The organism is Coriobacteriia bacterium, assembly GCA_030652115.1.
Taxonomy (GTDB): domain Bacteria; phylum Actinomycetota; class Coriobacteriia; order Anaerosomatales; family Anaerosomataceae; genus UBA6100.
Window position 1 is genome coordinate 197,513 of sequence record JAUSBK010000001.1, and the last position, 26,365, is coordinate 223,877.

Consider the following 26,365-nt stretch of genomic DNA (forward strand, 5'->3'; position numbering starts at 1 on the left):
GATGACCGGACGACCTGCCGAGCCCCACGTCGTTCTCGAAACGCGTGATGTGACGAAGACCTACGTGCTCGAGAGCATCGAGGTCAACGCGCTGCGCGGTGTCGACGTGCGCATCCACCGGGGCGAGATGGTCTCCATCATGGGGCCCTCGGGTTCGGGCAAGTCCACGCTGATGCATATCGTCGGACTGCTCGACCGGCCCAGCACCGGGCAGGTGATCCTCGATGGCGAGGATGTGTCCGAGATGTCGCCAAACCAGCTGTCAGCACTCCGGAACAGGCACATCGGGTTCGTGTTCCAGTCCTTCAACCTGCTCCCGCGCACGAGCGCGCTCGCGAACGTCGAACTGCCGCTCGTCTACGCCGGTGTGGCGGGTACCGAGCGCTCGCGCCGCGCGAAGGAGGCTCTCGAGCGGGTGGGCCTCGGCGATCGGCTGGGGCACTTCTCGAGCCAGCTCTCGGGCGGCCAGCAGCAGCGTGTAGCGATTGCGCGGGCGCTCGTGAACAGTCCGAGCATCGTGCTTGCCGACGAGCCCACCGGCAACCTCGACTCGCGCTCCGGCGTGGAGGTCATGGCGACGCTCCAGGAGTTGCACGAACAGGGGATCACCGTCGTGCTCGTGACGCACGACGACCGCGTGTCGCGTCATGCCGAGCGCGTGATCAGCGTGTTCGACGGGCGGGTGCGCTCGGATGTCGCCGTAGAGTCGCGGGTCATGGCTGCCGACGAGGTCGCCGCGATGGATGCCGATGACGAGGCGGGGGAGGCGGACGAATGAACTTCGTCGAAAGCTTCCGCATCGCCATTCGCGCGCTCGCCGCCAACAAGGCGCGGAGCCTGCTCACCATGCTTGGCGTGATCATCGGCGTGGCGGCGGTCATCCTGCTCGTGGGCATCGGAACGGGCGTCCAAGACGAGGTCACGGGCTCGCTCGAGGGCCTCGGCTCGAACCTGCTGTTCGTCATTCCCGGTCAGTACAGCATGGGCATGGATAGCGGCGGTCCGCCGTCGCGGTATTTCACGCTCGACGACGCGGAGACGCTGCAGCGCCGCGTTGAAGGCGCGAGCGCCGTGGTGCCGATCATGCAGGCGAGCGCCACGATCAAGGCCGGCAACCGGTCACTGCGGGTGGTGGTTGCGGGGGGCAACGAGTACGGGAGCGAGGTCTTCACCTCGGAGCTGGCGGGGGGCCGTCACTATCGCCGAAGCGAGGTCCAGGCGGCGTCGCGCGTCATCGCGCTCGGTTACCGGGCCGCGACCGAGCTCTTCCCGAACCAGGATCCGCTCGGCAAGCAGGTGACCCTGAACGGCCAGCGCTTCACCGTCATCGGACACTATGAGTCCATGGGCGGCGGTCTCGCGGGCGATCAGGACCTGCAGGTCTACATCCCGATCACGACCGCGCAGAAGCTCTTCGGCGTCAACGACATCTCCACTATCGTCGTGAAGGCGGCCAACCCTGAGGAAGTCGACTCGGTCAGGCGCGAGATCCAGCGGGCGCTCAAGCCCACGTTCGGCGACGAGTTCACCGTCTTCTCCCAGGAGCAGACGCTCGGCATCCTCTCAGACCTGCTTGGAATGCTCACGTACATGCTCGCGGGTATCGCGGGCATCTCGCTACTCGTGGGCGGGATCGGCATAATGAACATCATGTTGGTAAGCGTGAGCGAGCGCACCCGTGAGATCGGCATCCGCAAGGCGGTGGGAGCGCGCACCTACGACATCCTGTCGCAGTTCGTGATCGAGGCCGTGGCGCTCTCGATCCTCGGCGGCGTCCTCGGGATCGCGATCGGATGGGGTGGCGCGGCACTCATCGAGATCACGAGCCCGGTGCCGACGAACGTGACGCCGTGGGCGGTTGCGATGTCGTTCTTCTTCGCGGTGGGGGTGGGCGTGTTCTTCGGCGTCTACCCGGCGTGGAAGGCGAGCCAGCTCGATCCCATCGAGGCGCTTCGCTACGAGTAGGCTTTCGGAGCGGGGCCGCCGCGCGCGATCAGGACATGAAGTCGCTGGGGTCGACGTGGTCGAGGAAGTCGCGGAAGCGCTCGACCTCTTCCTCCTCATCGACCTCGGTCACCGCAACCGCAGCCTCTTCGAAGATCTCCTCGGCGATGTAGACCGGGCAACCGAACCGCAGAGCGAGCGCGATCGAGTCCGAAGGGCGCGCGTCGATGGCGATCTCGCGGTCTTCGCCGCGCATCACGAGTGCCGCATAGAAGGTACCTGCCTCGAGCCGCGTGATCTCGACGCGGCTTACCAGGAACCCTGCCGCCTCGATAGCGGTCTTGAGCAGGTCGTGCGTCATGGGGCGCGGTGGCTCGATCCCCTGGATTGCGAGCAGAATAGCGGTGGCCTCGGCGTGACCGATCCAAATCGGGAGCGCACGCCGGATCTCGCCCTCGTCGGCGGAGTTGTCAGCGGGCGCCAGCAGCAGCACCGGCTGCTCGGTGCTGGCATCGAGGCTTAGTCCTGCGACTTGGACCAGAAGCATGCAGGTCTCCTTCGTCGGTCGTGCCCACAACCCTATCATGCCCGTATGGTGGACCGGATACGCGGCGTGTACGCTGGCAGGGACAGGAGGCCGCATGGAGCTCGAGATCCGCACACAACGCCGCGAGGAGATGGTGGACATCACCGCCGAGGTGGCTGCCGCCGTGCGCGGGGCGGGTATGAGTTTGGGGCACGTGTGTGTGTACTGCCCGCACACGACCGCCGGTCTCACCATCAATGAGGCGGCTGACCCGGACGTACGCGCCGATATCCTCAGCGGGCTCGGGCGCCTGGTGCCGCGCACCGGGGGGTGGCGTCACGCCGAGGGCAACGCCGATGCGCACATCAAGGCATCGCTGATGGGCTCCAGCGTAACGGTGCCGATCGACGGCGGAAAGATGGCGCTCGGTACCTGGCAAGGCGTGTTCCTGTGCGAATTCGACGGCCCCCGGCGGCGCACAGTCCTCGTCTCGGTGACGGGACCCCGCGATTCTTGACGCTGATTCGAGGCGTAGGCTATGGTATCGAGGCTGTTCGCAGCGCGGGCCCATAGCTCAGCTGGCTAGAGCGCACGGCTGATAACCGTGAGGTCGGAGGTTCAAGTCCTCCTGGGCCCACCATACGACACCATTCGAGCGGGGCTAAGCGCCCCGCTCGAATCCTTTTCCAGGGTCGCTCCCTCCGCGCTTCGCGTGCGGGATGACTCCCAGCGAAGGCACCTTCCGGCGCCGAGATTGCGACTCTATGCGCCAAAGCCGATAAACGGGGTACGTTCTACCTCGGAGGTGGTCGCATTGGTCCCAGGAGAACCCCGCGAGAGCGCGCAGAGTACGTCACCCAGTTCTCATGAGAACACGCAGATCCCCATACCACCCATCGCGCTAGCCGTTCGTCTGCGCGACAACGCCCCGGAGTTGGATGCGGCGTTCGCGGGCATGAGCGAGCAGGTAAGCGTCCAGGACGTCCGCCAGAGGTACCTCTACGCCAACAAGGCGGTTCTCGAATCGTTTGGCGAGCAACTCGGCGATGTGGTCGGCAGGACGTGGCAGGAGCTCGGCGCCGGCGGCGAAGTAGCCGCGGCGCTGCTTGCCCAGCGCGACGAGGTGATCCTATCGGGGAAACCGGTGCGAGGGGAGTTCCCGTATTTGACGGATACGGGCGAGGGCGTGGTGACGTACGCGATCTCACCGCTGGTGGGGCCCGAGGGCGCGGTGCATGCCACGACGACCGTGTCCCGCGTGACCACTGGCCCGCCGGAGGCTCCGGAGACCGAGAGCGCCGCGTTCCGGTATCGCGCGGTGTTTGAGCACTCGAGTCAAGGCGCCATGCTGATCGACGGCACGATCACCTCGATGAATCCAGCCGCGGAGAGCATCCTCGGCCTCTCGATCGAGGACCTCAAGAGGAACGCATTCGACGACCCGCACTGGCATGTCATACGTGGCGACGGAACCGTCTTTCCCGCGGGCACCAACCCCCTGAGCGTCGCGCGCGTTACCGGCGAGCCGGTGATCGACGTGTTGATGGGCTTCCTCAATCCGCTCACGGGCGCGAACCGCTGGCTGTGTGTGAGCGCGATCCCTGTCGTCTCAAGAGAGGGAGCCGACGAGGAGAGCATGACCCTCGTGGTGTTCAACGACGTGACTGCCGAACACAACGCAGGTCAAGAGAACCACGAGCTCAGGCGCAGGATGGAGCAACAGGTGCTGGACGGCACCGCTGCGCTCTACGAGGTTAGAGCGCAACTTGCGGAGGAGCTCCAACACCATGCTATGGCCGATGATCTTGCGCGCCAGAGCCTCGCAGGGACCCTGCGCGCGCTGGCGAGGATCTCCGAGATACGCGACATGTACACCGCGGGGCACCAAGGGCGTGTCGCCGGACTGGCCCTGGCCATAGCGGTCGAACTCGGCTGGACGGCCGAGCGCCGACGATTTGTGAGCGTCGCAGCCTCCCTGCATGACATCGGAAAGCTCGTTGTGCCGGCCGAGATCCTTTCGAAGCCCGCATCATTGACGTACGCCGAGTTCGAACTCGTGAAGAGTCACCCGGAGGCCGGCGCGGCGATTCTGCAGCACATCACGTTCCCATGGCCAGTGGCCGACGTGGTTGCACAGCACCACGAGCGGCTGGACGGGAGCGGGTACCCGCAGGGCCTGAGCGGTGACCAGATCAGACCGGAAGCCATGGTGATCGCAGTCGCGGACGTGGTGGAGGCGGTCTCTTCGCACCGGCCGTACCGGGCAGCGCACGGCGTGGAATACGCACTCGACTTGATTCGTGCCGGTAGCGGGACGGCGTTCGACCCGAAGGTCGTCGATGCCTGTGTCGCGGTGTTCGAAAAGGGAGAGTTCGTGTTCGCCGAGAGCACGGTCTTCACGTTCGGAGAGTCTGCAGCTGCAGCGGGGCGTCAGACCCCCGCCACGTAGAAGCCGGGGCGGGGGTCTGACGCGTCACGCCCGCCTCACCCCTTCTTCGCGCCACACTCCGGGCAGAACTTCGCGCTCTCCGGCACTGCCGCGCCACACTCGGGGCAATACGCCTTCTGCGCCAGCTTCTGACCGCACTCGGGGCAGAACTTGGCGCCCTTTGTCTCGGCGCCACACGCGGGGCACACGAGCTGCGCACGCTCCTTGACGTCCATGTGCTTGCCCTCGTGGATGCCGGCGAGCGCTGCCTTCTCACCCGCAGCCTGAACCCTGCCCGCCGCGAACGCGCTCTCGATCTCGACTTCCGCCGAGGGCGCGTCGTTAAGGCAAAGCCCGGCCTCCTCGTTCCAGCAGGCGTCGCAGAAGTAGTTGGTGCACTTGGGGCACCGATGGAAGTGGACCTGCGCCGCCTCGATGGCGAGCTGGAACTGCTTGTCGTGCTCGAGCCCGAACGCCTTGTCGGACACGCCGTCGGCCACGTCGCTCACGTTGCCGAGGACCCCGCCGAAGATGCCCGCGGCCTTGCCGACCCACTCGGCAGCCTGACCGGCCTTGAACGGGACGAACTCGCTGCGCCACGCGTCTCCGCACCGCTCGCAGTTGAACTCGAACTGGAAACCGGCGCGCGCACCGTCCTCTGCGCTCAGGTCGGTGTAGTTGTCGGAGAACTTGAACTCGGCCATCAGTGCCCCCTCGTGTCACATGAGTCATCACCGACGATGCTAGGGCGACCGCGCACCGAGCGTCAACGCCGAAATGTCAGATCAGTAGCGCAGCACGGCGACCACGTCAGCTCCATGCGGCATCTGCTCGCCGGGGAGACTGACGACCCTCCCACCGTTCTCCAGCGTGTGGAGCGCGGCAAGGTCGAGAAGATCCTCTCCATCGGCGCCGTCCTTCACGGTCACGCGGCCCGAGTCGGCGTCGTAGGTGCCATGACGCTCGGCCTCATCAGCGAGCAGCAGCGTCTCCACACGCCCGTGGTGCGCCGCAGGCACGATCGTCTCCGGGTCCGGCGTGATCTTGGAAGACCCCCACGCCTCCTCGATCCGGGCAACGAGGCGTGCGTACTCCTCTTCGGCGAGGTGGTCGGCCACCTCGGTCGCCCGGGCGTGCAGCGCGGACGTGGTCAGGGAGTCGGTGTTGCCGGTGATCGCTTCGACGGCGAGGTGTCGGTACGTGTTGGTGTCGCGGTAGAGCGGCAGCAGGTAGTCCACCCCTGCAAGGATGAGTGGAGCGTCGCTGTCGCGCAGATGGTCGTGCAGACCGCCGTCGATCGCGCGGAAGAACCGGACCAGCTGGTCTTTGACCGGCGTCTCGCCTGTTCCGTGGAAGATCGCCGGGCCGCGGCTGCCGCTGCCGGAGTGGAACTGCAGCGAGGCCTTCTCAAAGTCGTCCCACTGCATCGCGTCAGACAGGCTCTCGGGAACGTGCTCGGCTGGCACTTCCGTGAGGGCCGCGCGCGAGCCCTCGAAGAGCCGGACGTGCTTCTGGCTGATCGAGAGCAGCCAGTAGGTCCGATGAGTGCCGATGAGATCCAGGACGGGGCGCAGATGATACCGGTCGTTCACCACGACGGACTCCTGTGCGGCGCGTTCCAGCCTGAAGGTACGCATCCCCTCAGGCCCGATCAGGAGGACCAGGCCCTCGGTCGACCGCAGCCAGAACGGGCGGTCCTCGGACAGCGCCTGAGCGGGTGCGAGCAACCCGACGATCTCGGCGGGCTTCACGCCGCGTGCTGCGAGTGCGTCAGCGGCGCTCCGCAGCAGGTTCCTGAGGCGTGTGGTGTCCTCCTCCTGGCTTCCGGGACTGAACCGGTGCGTGGGCATGACGAGCGAGATCCGGTGTCCTCCGCGCGTCCGGGCAAGCTCGAGTGCATCGTCGAGGGTGAGTCCATCCACGGCAACCTCCCTGTGTCGGGGCTGGTGGCATCGCTGGAAGGCGGCGGCGTTTCGCGTGTCCGCGCATCCAGGCATAGGTGGATATACCCACCAGCGGGCACATGCCCGAAACGCGCAAGTGCGGCCGCCCGGGGGCGACCGCACTTCGTGCACAACGCTTCAGAGGTGCAGCAGCCCTGCGGCTACAGATCCTCTTCAAGCATATCGGCGATGTTCTTGATCTCGGTCACGCGCCAGATATCCTCGTCGCCGACGGTCTCCTTGACCATGCCGAGGACGTAGGTGACCTCCTCGCCGTCCTCGATCGTGACGATCGTGATCTCGGCGGTGCTGTTCTCGATCGACGTAGAGGTGGTGGTGTAGTTCGGGAAGGGAACCTGGCCCTCTTCGAGCGCATCCACGCTGAACTCGCCAATCATCTCGTCCACGAACGCGTCCTCGGGGAGGATGTCCTCACGCAGCATGCGGTCGGCCTCTTCCTCGCCGAGCTCGGTGACGAGGGACTCATAGTCCGGCGTGCTCTTCACGTAGTCGATGAAGTCGGAGTACGCCGAGCGGGACACCGACTCCGAGTCGAAGTACTTCTCGAACGTTGCGGTGTCGCCATCGAGTGCCGCCTGGTTGATCGCGTCGATCGACGCGCCCGGCTCAGCGGCCGCACTGAACAGGGAGACGCCGGCGATCGTAAGGCCGATGCAGCCGAGCAGACCCACACCGACTATCGCGAGGACGATCCACAGCCAGGTCTTCTTCTTCGGCGGCGCAACGGGTGCAGGCGCATAGCCGGCCGGTGCAGGCGCATAGCCGGCTGCCGGGGGCGCAGCGGGCGTCGGCGGAGCCGGCTGCTGGTATGCCGGCGCGGGAGGCTGCTGGGGGTAGGAGGGCGGTGGAGGCGTGCCGGGGGCCGGGTTCTGGCCGGGGTAGTCGTCCATGAGATCTCCTCGCATGAAGACGGGCGGCTGGCGTTGTGCAGATTGTGCGCCCCCGCCGTCCGTGCGTCAAAGAGTCCGGCAGTTCCGCCGGTACCGTCGTTCGGGGATACTCACTAGTGTGCGAGGCTCAAGGAAGGAGCGCGGCGCCATGCCGTCGATCTTGATCACCGGGGTGTCCTCCGGGCTGGGGCAGGCGCTTGCGCTGCGGGCACACGCGGCGGGGTGGACCGTCTTCGGGACCGTGCGCGACGACACGAGCGCCGAAGCCAACGGGCTGCCCGCCGATGTGAGCATCTACCGCCTCGAGCTCAGATTCCCGCACGCGGTCAACAGCTTCACGCAGCGCTTCATCGCCGATAACGGCGTGCCGGACGTGCTCGTCAACAACGCCGGGTACGTCGTCTACGCGCCGGTCGAAGAGGTGTCGGCCGAGACCCTTCGCGACATCTTCCAGGTCAACACGTTCTCGGCGATCGAATTGACGGGTGCGATGCTCCCGTCCATGCGCGAGCGGGGCAGCGGGACGATCGTGAACGTCAGCTCGATCGGCGGGCGTTTCGTCTTCCCGTTCTTCACGGTCTACAACGCCACCAAGCACGCGCTTGAGGGGTTCAGCGAGGGGCTGTGGCACGAACTCAAGCCCTTCGGCGTGCGCGTGAAGATCGTCGAACCCGGCTACGTCGAGACGCCCATCTACCGGGCGATGGACGACCGCGCCGAGCCGACCGGCCCCTACGCGCCGTACCTTCGGGCGATGAACAGCTTCGGAGCGAGCGTTGAGAAGCGTACGGGCGCGGCCGACGCGGCCGATGAGGTCTGGGCGGCGATCATGGACCCCTCGGACCGCTTGCGTTACCCGGTGGCCGCATACGCTCGCGCGCTTCTTCGGGCCCGCGCACTCCTTGGCGGCCAGCGCTTCATGCGCCTCATGCACCCGCGCTGGATGGGGCAGGACCGCTAGCCGAAGCCGCTACGCGCCGATCAGCCCCACAACCACCTCGTGCGTCGCGCCGTCGTCGGTGAGCGCCACGCGGACGCCGGCAAGACGCTGCCCGTCGAGCGTCACGTGCGAGACGCCGCGGTTGACGCCGCGCGGGTTCTCCACGGTGATCGCATAGGTCGTGGTGCCGAACCGGTAGGTCATCGAGTAGCGGTCCCAGTCCTTCGGGATGCACGGGTCGAACTCGAGGTAGCGTGTGCCTGACTCGGCAACCGTGCGAAGGCCGAGGATGCCGCGCACCGCCACCTGGAAGAACCAGGCAGCCGAGCCGGTGTACCAGGTCCAGCCGCCGCGCCCGGTGTGCGGGTCGACCGCGTACACGTCGGCAGCCACCACGTACGGCTCCACCTTGTACCGCTCGACCGCTTCGGCATCGAGCGCATGGGAAAGCGGGTTGAGCAGGTCCAGCAGCGAGACAGCCTCGTCGCCGTCACCGAGCCGCGCATACGCGAGCGCCACCCAGAGTGCGGCATGCGTGTACTGCCCGCCGTTCTCGCGTACGCCCGGAACGTAGCCCTTGATGTAGCCGGGGTCGTGCTGCATCGCGTCGAACGGCGGGGTGAGCAGCCTGATGAGCCCGTCGTCCCACCTGACGAGCTGCTCCTCGACGGACTCCATCGCCCGTCGAGCGCGATCGCGATCGGCCCGGCCCGAGAGCACGGACCACGCCTGTGCGATGGCGTCGATCCGGCACTCGGCGGCCTCTGCGGTGCCGAGCGGGGTGCCGTCGTCGAAGAATGCGCGCCGGTACCACGAACCGTCCCATGCGCTCCGCTCGATCGCGGAGATGAGCGCATCGGCGCGCGCTCGCAGCTCCGCGGCGCTCTCGGTGTCGCCACGCAGCGTGCAGACCTCGGCGAACGAACGGAACGTCACGTCGAGGAACCAGGCCATCCAGACGCTTTCTCCCTGGCCGCCGATGCCGACACGGTTCATGCCGTCGTTCCAGTCGCCGCCGCCCATGAGGGGTAGGCCGTGCATGCCGAGTGGGGCGAGACGGAGCGCAGCCATGCAGTGGTCGTAGACCGACGCGACCTCGAGGGAGGGGTTCGGCTGCAAGTAGAGATCCTCGCGGTCTGCCGGGACCACCGCGCCCTCAAGGTACGGCGTCTCCACGTCGAGAACCGAGGTGTCGCCCGTGGCGAGGACGTACTCGGCGGTCACGTAGGCGAGCCAGTGACGGTCGTCCACGAAGCGCGTGCGCACGCCGCGGCCAGAGACCGGTTGCCACCAATGCAGCACGTCGCCTTCGGGGAACTGGCGGCGCGACGCTTCGACGATCACCTCGCGTGCCAGTTCCGGCCGAACGTCGAGCAGCGCCAGGCTGTCCTGGAGCTGGTCGCGGAAGCCGTACGCGCCGGACGACTGGTACGTGGCCGTGCGGCCCCACACGCGACACCCGAGCGACTGGTAGAGCGCCGCACCGTTGACCATGAAGTCGAGTCTCTCGTCCGGCGTGCGCGCCTGGATCGTGCCCAACAGTCCGCGCCATTGGGCGCGTGCCGCCTCGAGCTCGGATTCAGCGGCACCGGGCGCGCGAAGGCGAGTGACGAGCGTGTGCGCGTCCTCGATCGTCTCGCACTGTCCGAGCATGAAGACCACTTCGGCGGTCTCGCCCGGCGCGAGCTCCAGCGTGTGCATGAGCGCGCCGCAGTTGTCGTGGAAGCGGCCTGTCTGCGCGCCGAGGTTGCGGCGGCGCATCGCTTCCGGGGAGGCGGGGATGCCGTTGCGGCCGATGAACTCGGTTCGGCTTGCGGTGTACGAGCCGACCATGCCGCTGCATGCGACAAACGCCGGCCGGCCGGGGAAGTCCAGGTTGAACCAGCTGTGCGCCATCAGCATCTCGGCGTTCTCGTCCCACCACGTGACCACGCGCTGCTGCGCCTTGCTGCGCGAGTCGCCGAGACTCCACTCGACGAAGTGCGTGGCCGAGATGCGACGCGCACGGTCACCCGTGTTGGTGAGCCGGAGGCGCGCGATGCGCACCGGGTCTGTGGCCGCCACGAACCAGTCGAGCGCGTGGCTGATGCCATGTCCTTCGTGCTCGAAGCGCGAGTAACCACGTCCGTGGCGCACGATGTATGTGCCGTCCTCCCACACCGGAAGTGGCGTGGGGCTCCAGAACTCGCCGGTCTCCTCGTCGCGCAGGTAGATGCACTCGCCGCTGCCGTCGGACACCGGGTCGTTGTTCCATGTCGTGATGCGGTTCTCGTGGCTGTTCTCGGCCCACGTGCACCCGATCCCGGCCTCTGATACGAGCGTGCCGAAGCGAGGCGTGGCGATCACGTTCACCCACGGCGCGGGCGTGGTCCGGCGGCCGTCCAGGACGATCACGTACTCTTCGCGTTCGCGGTTGTACCCGCCGTAGCCATTGTCGAAGGCGAGTGTCGGACGCGTGACCGGGGTGACCGGGTACGCCTCGGCCTGGCGGGTGGGCACGAAGCGGTCGGGGTGCTCGGGGTAGCGCGCGCGCTGGTTGAGCTGCAGCGCGATCGGTCCGCCGTCACCGGTGATGAGCACCCGGGAGACGCTCTCGAGCAGGTTGCGGACCTCGGGAGCCATCTGGTCGGCGGTGCGCAGGTGCACCCCGCCTGGCTTGTCCGCGAGCTGCAGCGCGTGCGCGGTGCGCATGAGCATGCGCAGCCGGCCGTCGAGTTCCGAGGAGTAGGCGCTCGGCTTGGTGTTGAGGATGACGAGATCGGAGACGAAGCCCTTGCTCCGCCAGTACTGATGCGCGAGGAGCGCCTGGCGCACGATCGGGGCCTCCTCGAGCCGGTCGATCGTCACGAGCAGGATCGGGTCGTCGCCGGAGATGCCGATCTGCCAGAGACCCGACATCCCGAGCCGGTTCTCGGTCTCGGTCAGGCACTTGATTCGCGAGTAGGGGTCGGTGAGCAACATGCGCGAGGCCAGACGCAGGAACGTGACCGACTCCTCCGGCGTGATGCCGAGGTCGCGGAGCTCGATCTGGCTGGTGGACCATGCGAGGTCCGCCGCCCGCTGAGCCGTGACGATGTCCTGGTACTTCTCGGCGAGCGTGAGTGCCCGTTCGCGCGAGTCGGTCACGCCGGTGATGAAGGCCAGCCGCACGGTCTCGCCGGGCGCCACCACCACGGGCTGGCGGATGGAGCAGATCGGGTCGAGCACCGCGCCGGTCGTGCCGGTGAGCCGGGCATCGTCCCAGATCGCGTGCGCGCTTGACGGCGTGCGCAGCCTGCCGAGGAACGCCGCCCGGTCGGTCTCGTAGGACCACGAGCAGCTGCCACGCGTCTCGCAGGCGAGCGTGTGGAAGCCCCAGTGGCGCCACTCGTGCTCCGAGCGCGGCCGGCGCGTGAACAGCAGCGTTCGGAGCTCGTCGACCGCCTCGGTCTCTACGAACAGGTTGCTGTACGCCTTGTGTGCGTGGTCGGCGCCCTGGGGGGCGAGCGTCACCTCGAGGTACGACGTGACCTCGAGGGCGAGCGGCGCGTGGCCATGGTTGGCGATCGTGAGCCGCCGGACCTCGAGGTCGTCTTCGGGCGAGACGATCACCTCGGTGTGCGTCTCGACGTCGCCGTCGAGCCGTCGATAGTCCGCCTTGTCCGCCGAGAAGGTCACGTGGTAGTCGTCGGGCTCGGCGAGCGACGGCTGGAACGTGGCCGACCACACCCGGCCGGTCCCCACGTCTTTGAGGTAGAAGAACGTGCCCCAGCAGTCGCGGGTGATGTCCTCGCGATAGCGGGTGACGGTGCGATCCGCCCAGCGGCTGTACCCGCCGCCGCCGTTGGTGACCATGACCGAGTAGTTGCCGTTCGAGAGGAAGTGGGTGGCCGGCACGCGCGTGTCTGCCAGGGGATAGGCGCGGGTCACAGGCGGCGGCGTCTCTCGCACCGACCGCACGAACTCGACCTCTTCCACACGAGGCTGGGCGAGCTGGATGCGCCGAGGCACGCGCTCCTGGAGCAGCAGTTCGGCCGAGCCGACGAGCGGATCGGCGTGGAAGCGGTCCTGCATCCGGAAGTCGGTGAGCATGTTGCCGAGCGACACGAAGCACATGCCCTGATGGTGCGCCATGTATGCGCGTACGATGGCCCGCTCCTTGCCGGCGGGGACGCGGCCCGGCGTATAGTCGATGGCCTCGTAGAAACCGTACCGCCCCTCGGCACCCTGGCCCGCAAGCACGGCCATGTTGTCGAGTGCCTCGCGCGGCGCGACCATGAGCGCGAGCACGGTGGCGTACGGGGCGATCACCACGTCCGCCGAGAGACCCCGCTTGAGACCGAGGCCGGGAACGCCGAACGCCTGGTACTGGTAGGTGAGATCGACGTCCTTGGCGTTGAACGCGGACTCGGAGACGCCCCACGGCACGCCGCGCTGGCCGCCGTACTGGATCTGCCGACGCACGACGCTCTTATAGGTGCGGTCGAGGAGAGTAGTCGGCCAGCTCTTCATCACCAGCAGCGGCATAAGGTACTCGAACATGCTCGCGCTCCAACTCACGAGCGCCGTCCCGCCCTCGGTGCGCGTGATCGCGCGGCCGAGCCGGAACCAGTGCTCCTGCGGGATCTCGCCTTTGGCCACGGCGAGGAAGCTTGCGAGGCGGCACTCGCTCGCGAGCATGTCGTAGTAGGAGTCATCGAGGCGGCCTTCGGCGGCGTTGAAGCCGATCGAGAACAGCAGCCGACTCTCGGCGAAGAGCATCGCGAAGTCGGTGTGGTTCCACATCTCGCGAACGATGTCCGCGCCGAGGCGGAGTTCGGCGAGGAGTGCCACCGCCGCGCTGCGACCGCCGCGGATGCCGGCTGCCACGCGCACGGCCCACTGCGCGTCCCTGCTGTCGCCGGCGGCGAGGGCATCGAGCGCGACAAGCGCGGCTTCGAGGCCTTCGGCGAGTCCGACGAGGCTCGGCACGAAGGACAGCAGCGGGGCAAGTGCCGGATCCGGCACGCCTGCATGCGAGCCGGCAGCAGCGAGGACCTCGCGCGCCCACGGCGCACAGGTTCCGATGAGATCGAGAGGCGCGCGCACCGCTGCAGCCGCGTCGCGAACCGATGCGGCTGCCCACGCGAGTGCGACGTTCTCGGGATCGGTGCGCATGACCGACGCCATGCGGCCTTCGAGGGTGCCGGTGAGCGCGGCGAGCCCCTCGAGAGAGGCGAGCCATTCGCCGAGGTTCTCGGGCGGCGTGTCCAGGCTGATGCGGCGGATGACCTCTTCGAGCGCCGTGCGTACCTCCGAGAGGGTGCTGTTGCCGCCCGACGACGACCGTGCGGCCTGGAGGTCCTCGAGCGCAAGCCGCACCGTATCGGCGATCCCGTCGAGTGTGGCGATGTCGAGCAGCGGCCGTTCGGAGATCTCGAGCATCGCCACGCGGAGCGCCACCAGGTGGCCGGCCAGGTTCCCCGAGTCGACCGTGGAGACGTAGGTGGGCCTGAGCGGCTGAAGCGTGCGGGTGTCGTACCAGTTGTAGAAATGTCCGCGGAAGCGTTCCATGCCGGTGAGCGTCGTGAGCGTCCGGGAAACGCTTTCGACGAACCCCGAGACGGTCAGATAGCCGAGGTCGTAGGCGGACACGTACGACAGAAGCTGAAGACCCATGTTCGTGGGTGAGGTGCGGTGCGCCACCTCATCCTTCGGGTCCTCCTGGTAGTTGTCGGGTGCGAGGTAGTGGTCCTCGGGCGTGACGAAGGTGAGGAAGAAGCGCCAGGTCAGGCGCGCGACACGCCGCATCACGGCCACGTCGGCGGGCGTCACCCCGGAATCGGGCTCGGGCGTGGGCGTGCTGGCGCGCCACGCGGCCGCGGGCGCTCCGAGCCACAGCAGGAGGAGTGGGGTGGCCGCGAGCAGTGCCATGAGGCCGCCCGGGCCGAGCGCGATCGGCACTCCAGCCGCGAGGGTGATCGCGCCTGCAGGCCACATGCGTCGCACGAAGGCGGAGAGCGTCGAGTTGCCGATCCGTCGCTCGGACTCGGCGGCGGTCTCCCACTCCAGCAAGTTGCGGTGCGAGACGGTCATCCGCCACAGCGCGCGGACGATCGCGTCGGTCATCACGTACGCCTGGTGCGGCAGAACCGCGATGTTCAGCGCGTTGCGGAGCAGGTCGCGCCGCATGTCCGAGACGAACGTCGTCCGGTCGCTGCGCGTGTCGCGCGGCGGGCGACGGAAGAGCATCGAGTCCAGGAGGCCGAAGTAGAGCGGGAAGCCGAGGAGCGCCAGCACGAGCAGGAGCCACGCCCAGTGTCCTTCGGACAGCACTGCGAATCCCGCGAGCGAGAAGAGCATCATCAGCGGCGGATAGAGACTCCGCCGCAGGTTGTCCACGATCTTCCAGCGATGCAGCCGCGTGAGCGGGTTCTTCTGGCGTCCGTCGGGCGTCGGGACGCGCGGGAAGAGCCATGGCAGGGTCTGCCAGTCACCGCGCACCCACCGGTGGAGCCGCGCGCAGTGCGAGATGTAGCTCGCGGGCTGGTCGTCGAGCACCTCCACGTCCGAGGCGAGCGCGGTCCGCAGGTACGAGCCTTCGAGCAGATCGTGGCTGAGCAGCGTGTTTTCGCAGAAGCGGTCGCCGAGCGCCGCATTGAAGATGTCCACCTCGAAGATGCCCTTGCCGGTGAACGAACCCTCGCCGAAGACGTCCTGGTACGTGTCGGACACGGCGCCCGCGTATGGGTCGACGCCGGTGATCCCCGAGTAGAGCCACGCGAACAGGCTGCCGCCAGCGCCTTCAAGTGACATCGACACCCGCGGTTGGACGAGGCCGTAGCCGCGCCGGACCGTGCGCGTGACCGGGTCGAGATGCGCGCGGTTGAGCGGGTGAGCGATCGTGGAGATCAGCTTGCGGGCGCCATCACGCGGGATCACGGTGTCGGTGTCGAGCGTGATGACGAACGTCAGGCCGGGGAAGATGGCCGAGTCAGCCTCCACGACCTCGAACGACGTATCGGTGGCACCCCGGAGCAAGCTGCAGAACTCGGTGAGCGCGCCGCGCTTGCGCTCCCAGCCCATCCAGGTCTTGTCGTGCTCGCTCCAGGTGCGTCCGCGCACGAATAGCCCGAACGGGCGCTCGCCGGGCAGACCATAGCGGTCGTTGAGGATCGCGATACCGCGACGTGCGGCCTCGATGATCGCGTCGTCCGGCGGCGTCCGCTGCTCGGCTGCGCCTTTGAGGTCCGCAAGCACCGCGAACCGGACGTTGTGGTCCGTGTTCGCCAGGTAGCCGATCTCCATGTTGTCGATGACGTGCTGGGCGGATTTCGCCGAGGTGAGCAGTGCCGTGTATACGACCATCGTGCAGTGGGCGCCCGACACGGGATGGCGGTGGTCGATCTTGGGCAGGGTCCGCGCAGGCCACACCCATGCGGCGAGGCGGTTGACCACCGTGAGGGCCACCTCGGAGACCGGCACGATCGAAAGGAGCCCGAGTGCGACCGCAGGCCAGACGCCTGCGGTCACGGCGTAGGTCACTGCGGCGCATCCGCCCGCAAGTAGGGCGGTGAACAATCCGAGCATGCTCCAGTAGATCGTGCCGCGCGCAGCGAGGGGCCCGCGGTAGAGACGCTCGCGGGGGTGTGGGCGGTAGCCGATGCTTTGCTCGAAGCGGTATCGCCCGGCGCTGACCAGGTGGAAGCCGACGTGGCTGCGCAGTCCGTCTGCGGCATCGAGGCGCAATGCCTCGAGGGAGTGGCTGATGACGGCCTCGGCGACCTCGATCTCGCCGTGCTCGCATCGGCGGGCGATGCTCTCGATTGCGTGCCGGTAGCGGTCGCGGCTGACAAAGTCCATGCGAGGATACACGCCGGCCGGATCCTCACGGAGGATGTGCTCAACGAGACTCGCGTCCTCGAAGAACTCGCGCCACTCGAAGCCGTCCATGAACCGGACGCTCGTGATGGCATTGGCGACCGAGACCTGATCGGCTGCCTGCTGCTGGTGCGTGGCCTGCGTGAGCCGGGCGAGATCGTCGCCGCGCCGCTCGAGCGTGGACTGAAGCCAGTCTGCGAGTGGCGCAAGCACCACCTCCTGGCCGGCGAGCCGCTGGGAGAGCCGCACGAGGAACGGCGCGGGCATCTCAACGTGAACGCCGTCGAGTTCAGCGATGCGCGCGGCGACCGCCTCGGGACCCTCATCGGCCGCGACGATGATGCTGTCCGCGAACCGGTTGCCGCCCACGATGGCCTGATGGGCCTCCAGGACACGCCGGGCCAGCCGCCGCAGGTCTTCGATGAGGGCGATGCGAAGCATGATCGGCACTGCCCAGACCTCGCCGATCGAGAGCGGCGAGACATCCTGGTAGGCCATGATGAACAGCTCGAGGCCCTCGCGGTCCACGCGCGCATCGGTGTGCACCACGAGCGCGACGATCGCCTCGAAGATGCGGGGGTACGCAGCGAACTCGCCGTTCTCGAGCCGGGGAAGCTCGGCGCCGTAGTTTGCCGGCAGGTCATCGCGGACCAGTGTGATCTGCTCCTCGATGAGGTAGAAGTTATCGAGAAGCCACTCGGCAGCGGGGGACACGGGCGTGTCGTCGCGGATATCGGCAGCGAGTATGCGGTACACGCCGGCCAGTTCCCGCCCGGCAGCGTCGATCAGCTTCAGCAGGGGTGTCTTCGCCCGGGTGCTCGAGCGAGTCCACGCCTGGGAACGGGCGAGTTCCCGGGCCGCCGATGCGAGGCGGTCCATGCCGAGGAGTTCGCCGCGGAGAGGCTCGTCACCTTCGGGAAGCGGAATGCCGTTCGGCTCTCCGGTGCGATCCATGCCCTGTCTCTCCCGTGTCCGAGCGACACGTGTTTGGATGCGGCGGGGTCCACTGCACATTGTGCCACGTTTGAGCGTCGGCGGGCGTCGGGGCGAATGCGGCACGCAGGTTGCTTGGGCTGATAGCGCGGACTCCGGTGAGCCGCGCCGAACGAGGGAGTGAGATGAGTCGCGCGAAGTGGATCGCCCTTGCGGTGGGGCTCGTCGTGTTGGTTGCGGCGGCGTTCACCCTGGGCTCAAGTGGCGCGTCGGGTGGCCTCGTCGACAGCGGTGAACTGCAGGAGCTCATCGGCGACGGCGTTCGGTTGGTGGACGTACGCACGGTGGGCGAGTTCGAGATGGGGCACATCCCCGGAGCGCTGAACGTGCCGATGAGCGAGCTCGCGGCAGCGGCGGCATCATGGGACACGGGCGAGCCGATTGCCCTCTACTGTGCGACGGGGAGCCGAAGCGCCGAGGCGGCGTCGACGCTGCGTTCGCTCGGTTTCGAGGCCGTTTACGACCTCGGCGGCGGTATCGCGGTCTGGGGCGGCGAGATCGAGGACGGCTCGGCGGCCGTGGCCGCGGCCGAGCCCTCGACATCGGGGCTTCCGGTGATGTACGAGTTCTACACAGACTGGTGACCCAGCTGCCAAGCGATGGCGCCTGTGGTCGACAGGCTTACTGATGAGTACGAAGGCACCGTCGAGATTCGCGCCCTGAATGTCGAAAACGACGCGGCGGCGGCCCAGCTCGCTTCGAGTTTCCGGGTGCAGTACGTCCCCACCTTCGTCTTCGTGGGCGCCGACGGCACCACGACCGAGACGCTCGTGGGCGAGGTCTCCGAAGATGCGCTGCGCGAGACGCTCGACGCCCTGAAGTAGCCTGAGCGTTCGGGCAGGTATGCCGCGCGTGCAGGTGGGTACGAACTTCTTGAGGACGCAACAGGGCGTCCTGCTCCGTTCTTTGAAGCGAGGTGACCGTATCGGTCAGCAACGGTGTCTGTTGTTTACCACCGGGGTGGTCGATGAAGGATCCCGCAGGACACGTGCGTAAGAGAGCGTTCGTTCGTGTACCGTTCGCTTCAACTCGATTGAGTGCGTGTTCATACAGTTCACTACGTTCGTGGAAGACCACGTGGAGTGCGGGGTACCGGGCATAAGCCTCTGGAATCCGTAGGGGTGCGGCCGGGAGGCGGGAATGCGTCTGCCGGGCCAAGAGCTCCTCAGGATGGCCCTTTGGAGGGGCGACTTGGGCGGTGCGAAGGCCGCCCCGGTGTCTAGATTCGACAAGCGGCGGGCGCGCATGTGCGCACCCGCCGCTTCTGCGTCCGAAACGCAGGTCAGATCGCTTCGGCCCCACGCTCGCCGGTGCGCACGCGGTACACGTCTTCCACCGGGGAGACGAAGATCTTGCCGTCGCCGATCCGGCCGGTCTGCGCGGCCTTCACGATCACATCCACCGCGTCGCGGACCTCGTGCTCGTGCACGACCAGCCACACCATCACCTTCGGCAGCAGGTCGATCGTGTACTCCTGGCCACGCCACTGCTGGGTGATGCCCTTCTGCACGCCGTGCCCCTTGACCTCGATCACCGTGAGACCGGCATGACCCGTGAGCGACAGCGCATGCTTCACGTCCTCCAGCTGCTCAGGCCGGATGACCGCCTCGATCTTCTTCATCACGCATCACTCCCCACGGGAACCTCGGTCAGGATGCCGCCGCCCATCGGACCGCTGCCGGCAAAGTCGGGGTAGGCCAGCACGCCCATCTCGGTCACGTCCAGGCCGGCGAGCTCGTCGGCCTCGGCCGAACGGAGGCCCGTGGTCTTGGACTGGATCTTGAAGAACACGTACATCGTGCCGAACGCCCACGCTGCCACGACCACGCTCGCGATGAGCTGCGCCACGAACTGGCCACCGTTGCCGTAGAACAGGCCGGTGACCGCGCTCTCGACGCCGTTCCAGCCGGCGCCGTACGTCCCGTCGGCGAAGAGGCCCAGGGCGAGCATGCCCCACAGTCCGTTCACGCCGTGGACCGAGACCGCACCGACCGGGTCGTCCACCTTCACCACACGCTCCCAGAAGATGACCGAACCGACCACGAGCAGGCCCGCGACCACGCCGATGATGATCGACGCCCACGGAGTGACGAACGCGCACGGGGCGGTGATCGCCACGAGTCCGGCAAGCATGCCGTTGGCGGTCATCGAGGGATCCGGGTGACCCCAGAGCTTCCACACGAGGAACATCGCTGCGAGACACCCCGCCGCACCCGCCAGCATCGTGTTGCCGATGATGATCGGGAACCGCAGATCGCCCACGGAAAGCGTGCTCATCCCGTTGAAGCCCATCCAGCCGAAGACCAGGATGATCGTCCCGAGGATCGCCATCGGGATGTGGTGGCCGGGGATTGCGACCGGCGTCCCGTCGGCCTTGAACTTGCCGAGCCTGGGCCCGAGGACAAGCGCACCGGCGAGCGCCGAGAAGCCGCCCACAGCGTGCACCACGCTCGATCCCGCGAAGTCCACGGCGCCGTTGCCGAGACCGAAGTTCACGCCCATCTGAGCCAGCCAGCCGCCGCCCCACATCCACATGCCGAAGAGGGGGTAGGTGAAGACCGCCATATAGACGCCGAACGGGATGAACGAGGAGAACTTCCAGCGCTCGGCCATGCCGCCGGTGACGATCGTGGCGGCGGTGTCCATGAACACCATCTGGAACAGGAAGAACGCGAAGGCGCCCACATCGAGCGTTCCGTCGCCGAGCGAGCCCAGGAAGAAGCCCTTTGTGCCGGCGAACGCAGCACCGAACAGGGCAAAGGCGTCACCGTCGAGCACGCCCTGCGCCCCGCCGAGAAGGCCGATGGGTCCGAACGAGCCGAACTGCAATCCGAACCCGATCGCCCAGTAGGCCAGCGCTCCGATTGCGAAGATGACGAAGTTCGTCATCGCCACGTGCGCGGCGTTCTTGCCACGGCAGAAGCCGGTCTCAACGAGCATGAAGCCCGCCTGCATGAAGAAGATGAGCGCCATGCCGACGGTGACGAAGAAGATGTTCGTCGCGACCGAGAGGTGTCCGACGGCTGCGCCCACCTCCTCGAGCGTCGGTTCGCCGGGCGTTGCGGCCGCAACGCTTTCGATCGTGCCGGTCTCGGCGCCGGTAGGATCCCCGGCCGCCCAGGCCACCCCGACCATGAGCATGAGTGCCGCAAACGTCAGCAGCAGCGTCCGAATGGCCGCTTTCGCCACGAACGTCCGCCACGCCTTCCGCCCCCTTGGTAGGGCGGAGCGTAGTGCCTCCATGTGTACCGCCTCCCTCGTTCCAGAAGTCCGAACGGAGGCGCACCGCCTCCCGCCCACCACGCTAGGAGCCGGGCGTTTCGCGGGTGTTTCCCTTCCGGGGCGCGTCAGATAAATGAAGAAGGCACGGATGTTGCGGGTCCGTGTCGGTGCCCCGCAGGTCCTCAGGGGTGCTATACTGCCGTCCTGCCGCGGTAGCGGAGCCACGGGCGAGTGGCGCAACGGGAGCGCACCTGCCTTGCACGCAGGGGGTTGTCGGTTCGAATCCGATCTCGTCCACCAGACATGCATGCGGCCGGTCACCCGATGGGGGACCGGCCGTTTCTTGGCTTCGGACGCGTGCGGGCTACTGGTTGTAGTACGGGTCGGTACCGTCTACGAGGCTGCTCCACTCGTACGTGCGGTCGCCGAAGATGACCCGCACGCCGAAGGCGAAGTCGGCGCCCGAGGAGTTCACCGCGTCGATGATCGTCTGCGCGGCCCGCAGGTCGCCCAGAGCCGTCGGGTCGAGGTCGGTACTGATCACAACGTAGCCGTCCGCATCACCCGCATCACTCTCGATGCCGGTGATGCGGGTGGTCCACGCCTCTGCGGACGGTGAACCGGAGCCGTACGTCTCGTCGATCCAGGACTTGAGCGATGCGGCGTCAGTGGGCGTTGCCGCGGCCTCGAGCTTCCAGCGTTCGTCGGTCACAGCGACCTGGCCGATCATGTCGCCCTCGGAAGAGAGCACCTGTATCGAGAAGGTATAGGGGTCGCCGTCTGGCGTGGAGAGCCCGGCAGCGAAGGTGGCGAGCCCCGAAGACATCTGGTCGGAGAGGTCCGCCTGTTCTGGTCCGATGTCGGTGGACACGAGGATGACCGGCCGACGGAGCACGGTGAGCCTCTCTACGCTCGTCACGTGTGCGGCCCAATCCGCGCTGGCGTTCCGGATGGCCTCGGCCACCATGTCGCTCTCCCAGTCGATCCCCGAGGGCGTGTCCTCGGCCGGCTGGGATGTCGCGACCGGATCGGACGCGGGTTCGACCGTCGTGATCTCGGAGCGCACGGGCCAGAACAAGGCCATGCCTGCCACGACGGTTGAGATCACGATGCACGCGAGCACGCCGAGGACGATGGCCACGATGATGACCGTCCTGCGAGGCTGTCGGGTCTCTTCGGGCTGCTGCACGGACCCATCCTTTCGGAGTGCTTGGACTCCCGGAAGCTGTCCGGGCGAGGTGCCGGTGCAATCTGATATGCGAGGGGTATCATAGTGCACTGTCGACGTTCGTGTGCGGTCGCTATCGGACGACGAGCGGTGGGGCGTCAGCGACTCAGGGGGTGTCATGGGCACGATCGTAGAAGTCAGCGACCTGGTCAAACGTTTCGGTGACCTCGCAGCGGTCGATGACGTTTCGTTCGCCATCGAGGAGGGCGAGATCTTCGGCCTGCTCGGTCCGAACGGCGCGGGCAAGACCACCACGATCTCGATGATCTCGTGCCTCCTGGAGCCTACGGCTGGGACGATAACCGTGGCGGGCAGCAGCGTCGCCTCCGCGCCTGGCGCGGTGAAGTCGGCGCTGGGTGTCGTGCCCCAGGAGATCGCGCTCTATCCAACGCTCACCGCCGCAGAGAACCTGTCGTTCTGGGGCCAGATGTATGGCCTCTCGGGAGGCGAGCTCAAGCAAGCCGTCGCCGACGCGCTCGAGCTCGCGGGTCTCGCGGACCGCGCGAAGGAGCGCATCGAGAAGTACTCGGGAGGCATGAAACGGCGGGTCAACATCGCAGCCGGCATCCTCCACAAGCCGAGGGTGCTGCTCATGGACGAGCCCACCGTCGGCATCGACCCGCAGAGCCGCAACCACATCCTCGAAACCGTGAAGAACCTCAACGCCTCAGGGATGACGGTGCTCTATACGAGCCACTACATGGAAGAGGTCGAGTACCTCTGCGACCGCATCGCCATCATGGATCACGGCAAGATCATCGCGTCGGGCACGCTGAACGAACTGCGTGATGTCGTGGGCGGCATGGACGTCGTAGACGTGAAGGTGACCGATGTGAGCGACGGCGTGCTCGAGGGGGTTCGCGCCATCACCGGTGTGAAGCAAGCCGATCGCACCGACAGCGCGTTGCAGGTGCTCACGCCGAGCAGCGGCTCGATCCTCGGCAAGCTCGTTACCACACTCGAGAGCGAGGGTGCGCACGTGGCGTCGGTCTCGGTGACCGAGCCGAACCTCGAAAGCGTCTTCCTGCACCTTACGGGCAAGAGCCTGCGGGACTGACGATGAGCCGACTGCTTGATATAGCCGCGAAGGACATCAAGATCATGGTGCGCGACCGCGCCGCGCTGCTGGTGATGCTCGCCATGCCGCTCGGGCTGATCTTCATCCTCGGCTCGGCGCTTGGCAGCATCGGCGAGGGTGACTCGCTCGACGCCCCGGTGGCCATCGTCAACAAAGACGCGGGCGACACCGGCGAGCGGTTCGTCGAGGGTCTCACCTCCGCGGAGGAGATCGATGCGGTGTTCAACATCAGCGTGCGCGATGATGCCGAGGCGGTCCGCACTGAAGTCGAGCAGGGCGATCTTACGGCTGCGCTCATCATCCCCGAGGACCTGAGCGAGAAGGTCGTGAGCGGTGAGCCGGTCGCGCTCGAGGTACTGCAGGATCCCGGCTCGCAGATGAGTGCGGGTATCTGGGCGGGCGTCGTGCGCGCGGGTGTGGCCAACGCCTCGGCGCAGATCATCGCGATGCAGACGCTGCAGGACGCGTTCGCGGGAGCCGCGCCTTCCGGTGCCCCGGCGACTCCGCCGGCAGGTTCGGACGCCCCGGCATCGGCACAGCAGATGCCCGAGCTGTCGTTCGATGCGGTGACCGTGCGCGAGGTCGACGTCGAGATCGAAAAGCAGATCTCGATGATCTCCTACTACGCCGCCGGGATGTCCGGCATGTTCCTGCTCTTCGGCGGGATGTTCGGCGCGTTCTCGTTCGTTCGTGAGCGTCGTGAGCAGACGCTCGCACGCATGATGGCCACGCCTGCGAGCAAGGTGACTATCGTCGGAGGCAAGGCGCTCGGCGTCTTGCTCATCGCAGCGCTGCAGTTCGTCGTGCTGCTCGGAGGGACGATGCTGCTCTTCCGGGTGGACTGGGGGACGAACATCCTCGGCACCGTGATCGTCGGTTTCGCCGAAGCGATCGCAGCCGCGGGCCTGGCGATGACGCTTGCGGCGCTGGGGCGTTCCGAGAGGGCGATCGGCGGCATCGCGCCCGCGTTCATCATGCTGTTCGCCGCGCTCGGCGGCTCGATGATTCCCGCCGAACAGCTGCCGTCGTGGCTGCTTCCCGCGCAGGTGCTCTCTCCTGTGTACTGGACGGTCAACTCCTTCCTCGATCTTATGCGGGGAGCGACACTCACCGATGTCCTGCCGAACGTCGGCGCGGTGCTCGCAATCGGGCTCGTGCTCTTCACGTTCGGCGTCTGGCGGCTGAGGTACGAATGATGCGCAAGATACTCGCCCTCGCGTGGCTGAACGCGATCCAACTGCTCCGCAACCCTGCCGAGGTGGTCGGCGTTGTGGTGTTGCCACTCGCGCTCACGATGCTGTTCGGCTCCGCGTTCGCCGGAGCGCAGGCCACCGAGCTCAGCGTGCTTTTCGTGGACGAGGACGCGAGCCAGTACTCCGGGCAGGTGGGCGAGCTCATCGATGCCGAGGAGTCGCTCAAGACGGAGACCCTGTCTCGCTCCGAGGCCGAGACGAAGATCGCCGAGGGGGATGCAGCCGTGGCCGTGCTCGTCCCCGAGGGCTTCGGCGATGACCTGGCCGGGGCCGGCGCGACCATCGAGATCATGCGCAACCCGACCTCGCAAAGTGCGTTCGCTGTGTTCTCGGTCGTTCAGGGCATCGCGATGCGGATGTCGGGCAATGCGGAAGCCGCGCAGATCGTGACCGACATGAACCTGCCTGGCGGCGGCACCTTCGGCGACTGGTACGAGCGGACCGATGACAGGTGGGAGCCCACACCGCCCATCTACACCGAGGGGCAGACGGTCGTGGCCTCGGAGGTGCGCGGCGACAGCGTGATCGCCGACGGCGCCACCCAGAGCTCGATCGGCTTCACCGTGTGGTTCATCCTGTTCATGACGTTCGGCAGCGCCGGTGGCATCCTCGAGGAACGCGAGCAAGGCACGCTCCGTCGCCTGCTGGTTGCGCCGGTGGGCCGGGGCACCATCCTCTCCGGGAAGGTTCTCGGCACGGTGCTCGCGGCGACCGTGCAGGCGCTCGTGCTCGTGCTCGTCGGCGCCCTCGCCTTCGGCGTGCCGTGGGGTCGTGACCCGCTCGGCGTGGGGCTCGTGCTCGGCTCGTACATACTCGCCGGGACCGGACTCGCGGTGATGATCTCTGCACTCGTGCGGACGCGCGACCAGATGGGTGGTCTGTCGCCCCTCGTCTCCACCGGGCTCGCGATGCTCGGTGGCTGTCTGTGGCCGCTCGAGGTGGTGGCGCCGGCGATGCAGTTCATCGCCAAGCTCACGCCGACAGGCTGGGCCGTGATGGGGCTCACCGACGTGGTCGCGCGCAATCAAGGGGTCGAGGCCGCCTTGGTTCCCACGCTCGTGCTCCTCGGCTTCGCTGCGGTGACCCTCGGCGTGGGCGCAAAGATGCTGAAGTTCGAGTGAGACGCGCGCTCGAGCCGAAGACCGCCGTTGCGATCGCGCTCACTCTGCTGCTGTGGTCGTCCGCGTTCGCGGGCATCAAGGTGGGGCTCACAGGCTACGGTCCGGGCGAGCTCGCGCTGCTGCGATTCGGGACCGCATCGCTCGTGCTCGGCGCGTACGCGCTGGTGACGCGCATGCGCCTGCCGGCGTGGCGTGACGTACCGCGCATCGCGCTTGCGGGAGCGCTCGGCATCACCATCTACCACGTGGCGCTCAACTTCGGCGAGCAGAGCGTGAGTGCGGGCGCAGCGAGCCTGATCATCGCGTCTGGTCCGGTGTTCACAGCCATCATGGCCGCACTCGTGCTCGGCGAGCGGCTGACGGGGCTCGGTTGGACGGGTATCGGCATCTCCTTCGCGGGTGTGGCGCTGATCACGCTCGGCGAGGGCGGCGGCGTTCGGTTCGAGCCGGCTGCGGCGCTGATCGGCCTGTCTGCGGTCTCGACCGCCGCGTACTTCGTGGTCTCCAAACCGCTGCTTGCCAGGTATCGGCCGCTCGAGTTCACCACCTACGTCATCTGGTGCGGCACGGTCCCGATGCTCCTGTGGGCGCCGGGTCTTGCCGCCGAGCTGCCGGTCGCGCCTGCAGCGGCAACGCTCGCGGTGGTGTACCTGGGCGTCTTCCCCGCGGCGCTGGCGTATCTCGCGTGGTCGTATGCGCTCGCTCGCATGCCCGCCTCGGTGCTCTCGGCGTTTCTCTATCTGTCGCCCGTCTCGGCGATTCTCATCGCCTTCGTATGGATCGGTGAGGTGCCCGAGACGCTCTCTCTCGTGGGAGGCGCCATCGCCATCGCGGGCGTGGCGCTTGTGAATGCACGCGGACGCGCGCCTGCCGAGGCATAAGCGCGGGTGCCCGAACGTCTCCGACGCGTGCTATCGTCACGAGTGACGGCTCGCGCGA

The 26,365-nt window shown here is 67.3% G+C and carries 19 protein-coding genes and 2 tRNA genes; 13 read left to right on the plus strand and 8 right to left on the minus strand.

Annotation, left to right across the window (positions count from 1 at the left end; genetic code table 11):
• The first annotated feature begins 1 nt into the window (after position 1).
• Positions 2 to 778, plus strand: coding sequence for an ABC transporter ATP-binding protein (locus Q7W51_01040; GenBank protein ID MDO8846962.1), 777 nt, complete (start codon positions 2 to 4; stop codon positions 776 to 778).
• The gene (locus tag Q7W51_01045; GenBank protein MDO8846963.1) at positions 775 to 1,965 is read left to right on the plus strand and encodes an ABC transporter permease; all 1,191 of its coding nucleotides are present in this window, start codon (positions 775 to 777) and stop codon (positions 1,963 to 1,965) included. The genes Q7W51_01040 and Q7W51_01045 overlap by 4 nt, the downstream gene beginning before the upstream one ends.
• Before the next feature lie 28 nt (positions 1,966 to 1,993).
• Here the strand turns inward: Q7W51_01045 and Q7W51_01050 are convergent, their stop codons facing one another.
• On the minus strand, positions 1,994 to 2,491 hold the full coding sequence (locus Q7W51_01050) for a bifunctional nuclease family protein (GenBank protein MDO8846964.1): 498 nt from the start codon (positions 2,489 to 2,491) through the stop codon (positions 1,994 to 1,996).
• Positions 2,492 to 2,585: 94 nt separating this feature from the next.
• Here Q7W51_01050 and Q7W51_01055 point away from each other — a divergent pair, with 94 nt between their 5' ends.
• The 3 genes from Q7W51_01055 (at position 2,586) to Q7W51_01065 (ending at position 4,919) form a co-directional block, all read left to right on the plus strand.
• Positions 2,586 to 2,987 (plus strand): secondary thiamine-phosphate synthase enzyme YjbQ, encoded by a 402-nt coding sequence (locus Q7W51_01055; protein ID MDO8846965.1) that lies wholly within the window; start codon positions 2,586 to 2,588, stop codon positions 2,985 to 2,987.
• Positions 2,988 to 3,033: 46 nt separating this feature from the next.
• Positions 3,034 to 3,110, plus strand: a tRNA-Ile gene (locus Q7W51_01060).
• 315 nt (positions 3,111 to 3,425) lie between these two features.
• Positions 3,426 to 4,919 carry an HD domain-containing phosphohydrolase gene (locus tag Q7W51_01065; GenBank protein MDO8846966.1) on the plus strand — a complete coding sequence of 498 codons (1,494 nt, stop codon included), beginning with the start codon at positions 3,426 to 3,428 and terminating at the stop codon, positions 4,917 to 4,919.
• Positions 4,920 to 4,954: 35 nt separating this feature from the next.
• On the opposite strand, the gene Q7W51_01070 is transcribed toward Q7W51_01065, so the two are convergent.
• The 3 genes from Q7W51_01070 to Q7W51_01080 all read right to left on the minus strand — a co-directional run bounded on the left by Q7W51_01070 (position 4,955) and on the right by Q7W51_01080 (position 7,752).
• Positions 4,955 to 5,602, minus strand: coding sequence for a zinc ribbon domain-containing protein (locus Q7W51_01070; protein MDO8846967.1), 648 nt, complete (start codon positions 5,600 to 5,602; stop codon positions 4,955 to 4,957).
• An 81-nt stretch (positions 5,603 to 5,683) separates the two neighbouring features.
• On the minus strand, positions 5,684 to 6,820 hold the full coding sequence (locus tag Q7W51_01075; GenBank protein MDO8846968.1) for a hypothetical protein: 1,137 nt from the start codon (positions 6,818 to 6,820) through the stop codon (positions 5,684 to 5,686).
• Between the two features lie 182 nt (positions 6,821 to 7,002).
• Complete coding sequence (locus Q7W51_01080) at positions 7,003 to 7,752, minus strand: hypothetical protein (protein MDO8846969.1); 750 nt, start codon at positions 7,750 to 7,752, stop codon at positions 7,003 to 7,005.
• Positions 7,753 to 7,900: 148 nt separating this feature from the next.
• Here Q7W51_01080 and Q7W51_01085 point away from each other — a divergent pair, with 148 nt between their 5' ends.
• Entirely contained in the window at positions 7,901 to 8,713 is an 813-nt protein-coding gene (locus Q7W51_01085) for an SDR family oxidoreductase (protein MDO8846970.1), read from the plus strand.
• A 9-nt stretch (positions 8,714 to 8,722) separates the two neighbouring features.
• Here the strand turns inward: Q7W51_01085 and Q7W51_01090 are convergent, their stop codons facing one another.
• Positions 8,723 to 17,485 carry a glucoamylase family protein gene (locus tag Q7W51_01090; GenBank protein ID MDO8846971.1) on the minus strand — a complete coding sequence of 2,921 codons (8,763 nt, stop codon included), beginning with the start codon at positions 17,483 to 17,485 and terminating at the stop codon, positions 8,723 to 8,725.
• Positions 17,486 to 17,649: 164 nt separating this feature from the next.
• Between Q7W51_01090 and Q7W51_01095 the strand changes: the two genes are divergently transcribed.
• The gene (locus Q7W51_01095; GenBank protein MDO8846972.1) at positions 17,650 to 18,108 is read left to right on the plus strand and encodes a rhodanese-like domain-containing protein; all 459 of its coding nucleotides are present in this window, start codon (positions 17,650 to 17,652) and stop codon (positions 18,106 to 18,108) included.
• 15 nt (positions 18,109 to 18,123) lie between these two features.
• Positions 18,124 to 18,348, plus strand: a complete 225-nt coding sequence (locus Q7W51_01100; protein ID MDO8846973.1) for a thioredoxin family protein — start codon at positions 18,124 to 18,126, stop codon at positions 18,346 to 18,348.
• 458 nt (positions 18,349 to 18,806) lie between these two features.
• Here the strand turns inward: Q7W51_01100 and Q7W51_01105 are convergent, their stop codons facing one another.
• Together Q7W51_01105 and Q7W51_01110 are read right to left on the minus strand one after the other, a co-directional pair.
• A complete protein-coding gene (locus Q7W51_01105; GenBank protein MDO8846974.1) occupies positions 18,807 to 19,145 on the minus strand; it encodes a P-II family nitrogen regulator in 339 nt (112 codons plus the stop codon).
• Positions 19,145 to 20,767, minus strand: a complete 1,623-nt coding sequence (locus tag Q7W51_01110) for an ammonium transporter (protein MDO8846975.1) — start codon at positions 20,765 to 20,767, stop codon at positions 19,145 to 19,147. The genes Q7W51_01105 and Q7W51_01110 overlap by 1 nt, the downstream gene beginning before the upstream one ends.
• 204 nt (positions 20,768 to 20,971) lie before the next feature.
• On the opposite strand from Q7W51_01110, the gene Q7W51_01115 reads away from it, so the two are divergent.
• A tRNA-Ala gene (locus Q7W51_01115) sits at positions 20,972 to 21,046 on the plus strand.
• Positions 21,047 to 21,110: 64 nt separating this feature from the next.
• On the opposite strand, the gene Q7W51_01120 is transcribed toward Q7W51_01115, so the two are convergent.
• Positions 21,111 to 21,935 (minus strand): hypothetical protein, encoded by an 825-nt coding sequence (locus Q7W51_01120; GenBank protein ID MDO8846976.1) that lies wholly within the window; start codon positions 21,933 to 21,935, stop codon positions 21,111 to 21,113.
• A 157-nt stretch (positions 21,936 to 22,092) separates the two neighbouring features.
• Here Q7W51_01120 and Q7W51_01125 point away from each other — a divergent pair, with 157 nt between their 5' ends.
• The 4 genes from Q7W51_01125 to Q7W51_01140 are packed head-to-tail and all read left to right on the plus strand — an operon-like array spanning position 22,093 to position 26,307.
• Entirely contained in the window at positions 22,093 to 23,031 is a 939-nt protein-coding gene (locus tag Q7W51_01125; GenBank protein MDO8846977.1) for an ABC transporter ATP-binding protein, read from the plus strand.
• Between the two features lie 2 nt (positions 23,032 to 23,033).
• On the plus strand, positions 23,034 to 24,248 hold the full coding sequence (locus Q7W51_01130; GenBank protein ID MDO8846978.1) for an ABC transporter permease: 1,215 nt from the start codon (positions 23,034 to 23,036) through the stop codon (positions 24,246 to 24,248).
• Entirely contained in the window at positions 24,245 to 25,426 is a 1,182-nt protein-coding gene (locus Q7W51_01135; protein MDO8846979.1) for an ABC transporter permease, read from the plus strand. Before Q7W51_01130 ends, Q7W51_01135 begins: the two co-directional genes overlap by 4 nt.
• Complete coding sequence (locus Q7W51_01140) at positions 25,423 to 26,307, plus strand: DMT family transporter (protein ID MDO8846980.1); 885 nt, start codon at positions 25,423 to 25,425, stop codon at positions 26,305 to 26,307. The genes Q7W51_01135 and Q7W51_01140 overlap by 4 nt, the downstream gene beginning before the upstream one ends.
• Positions 26,308 to 26,365 lie beyond the last annotated feature (58 nt).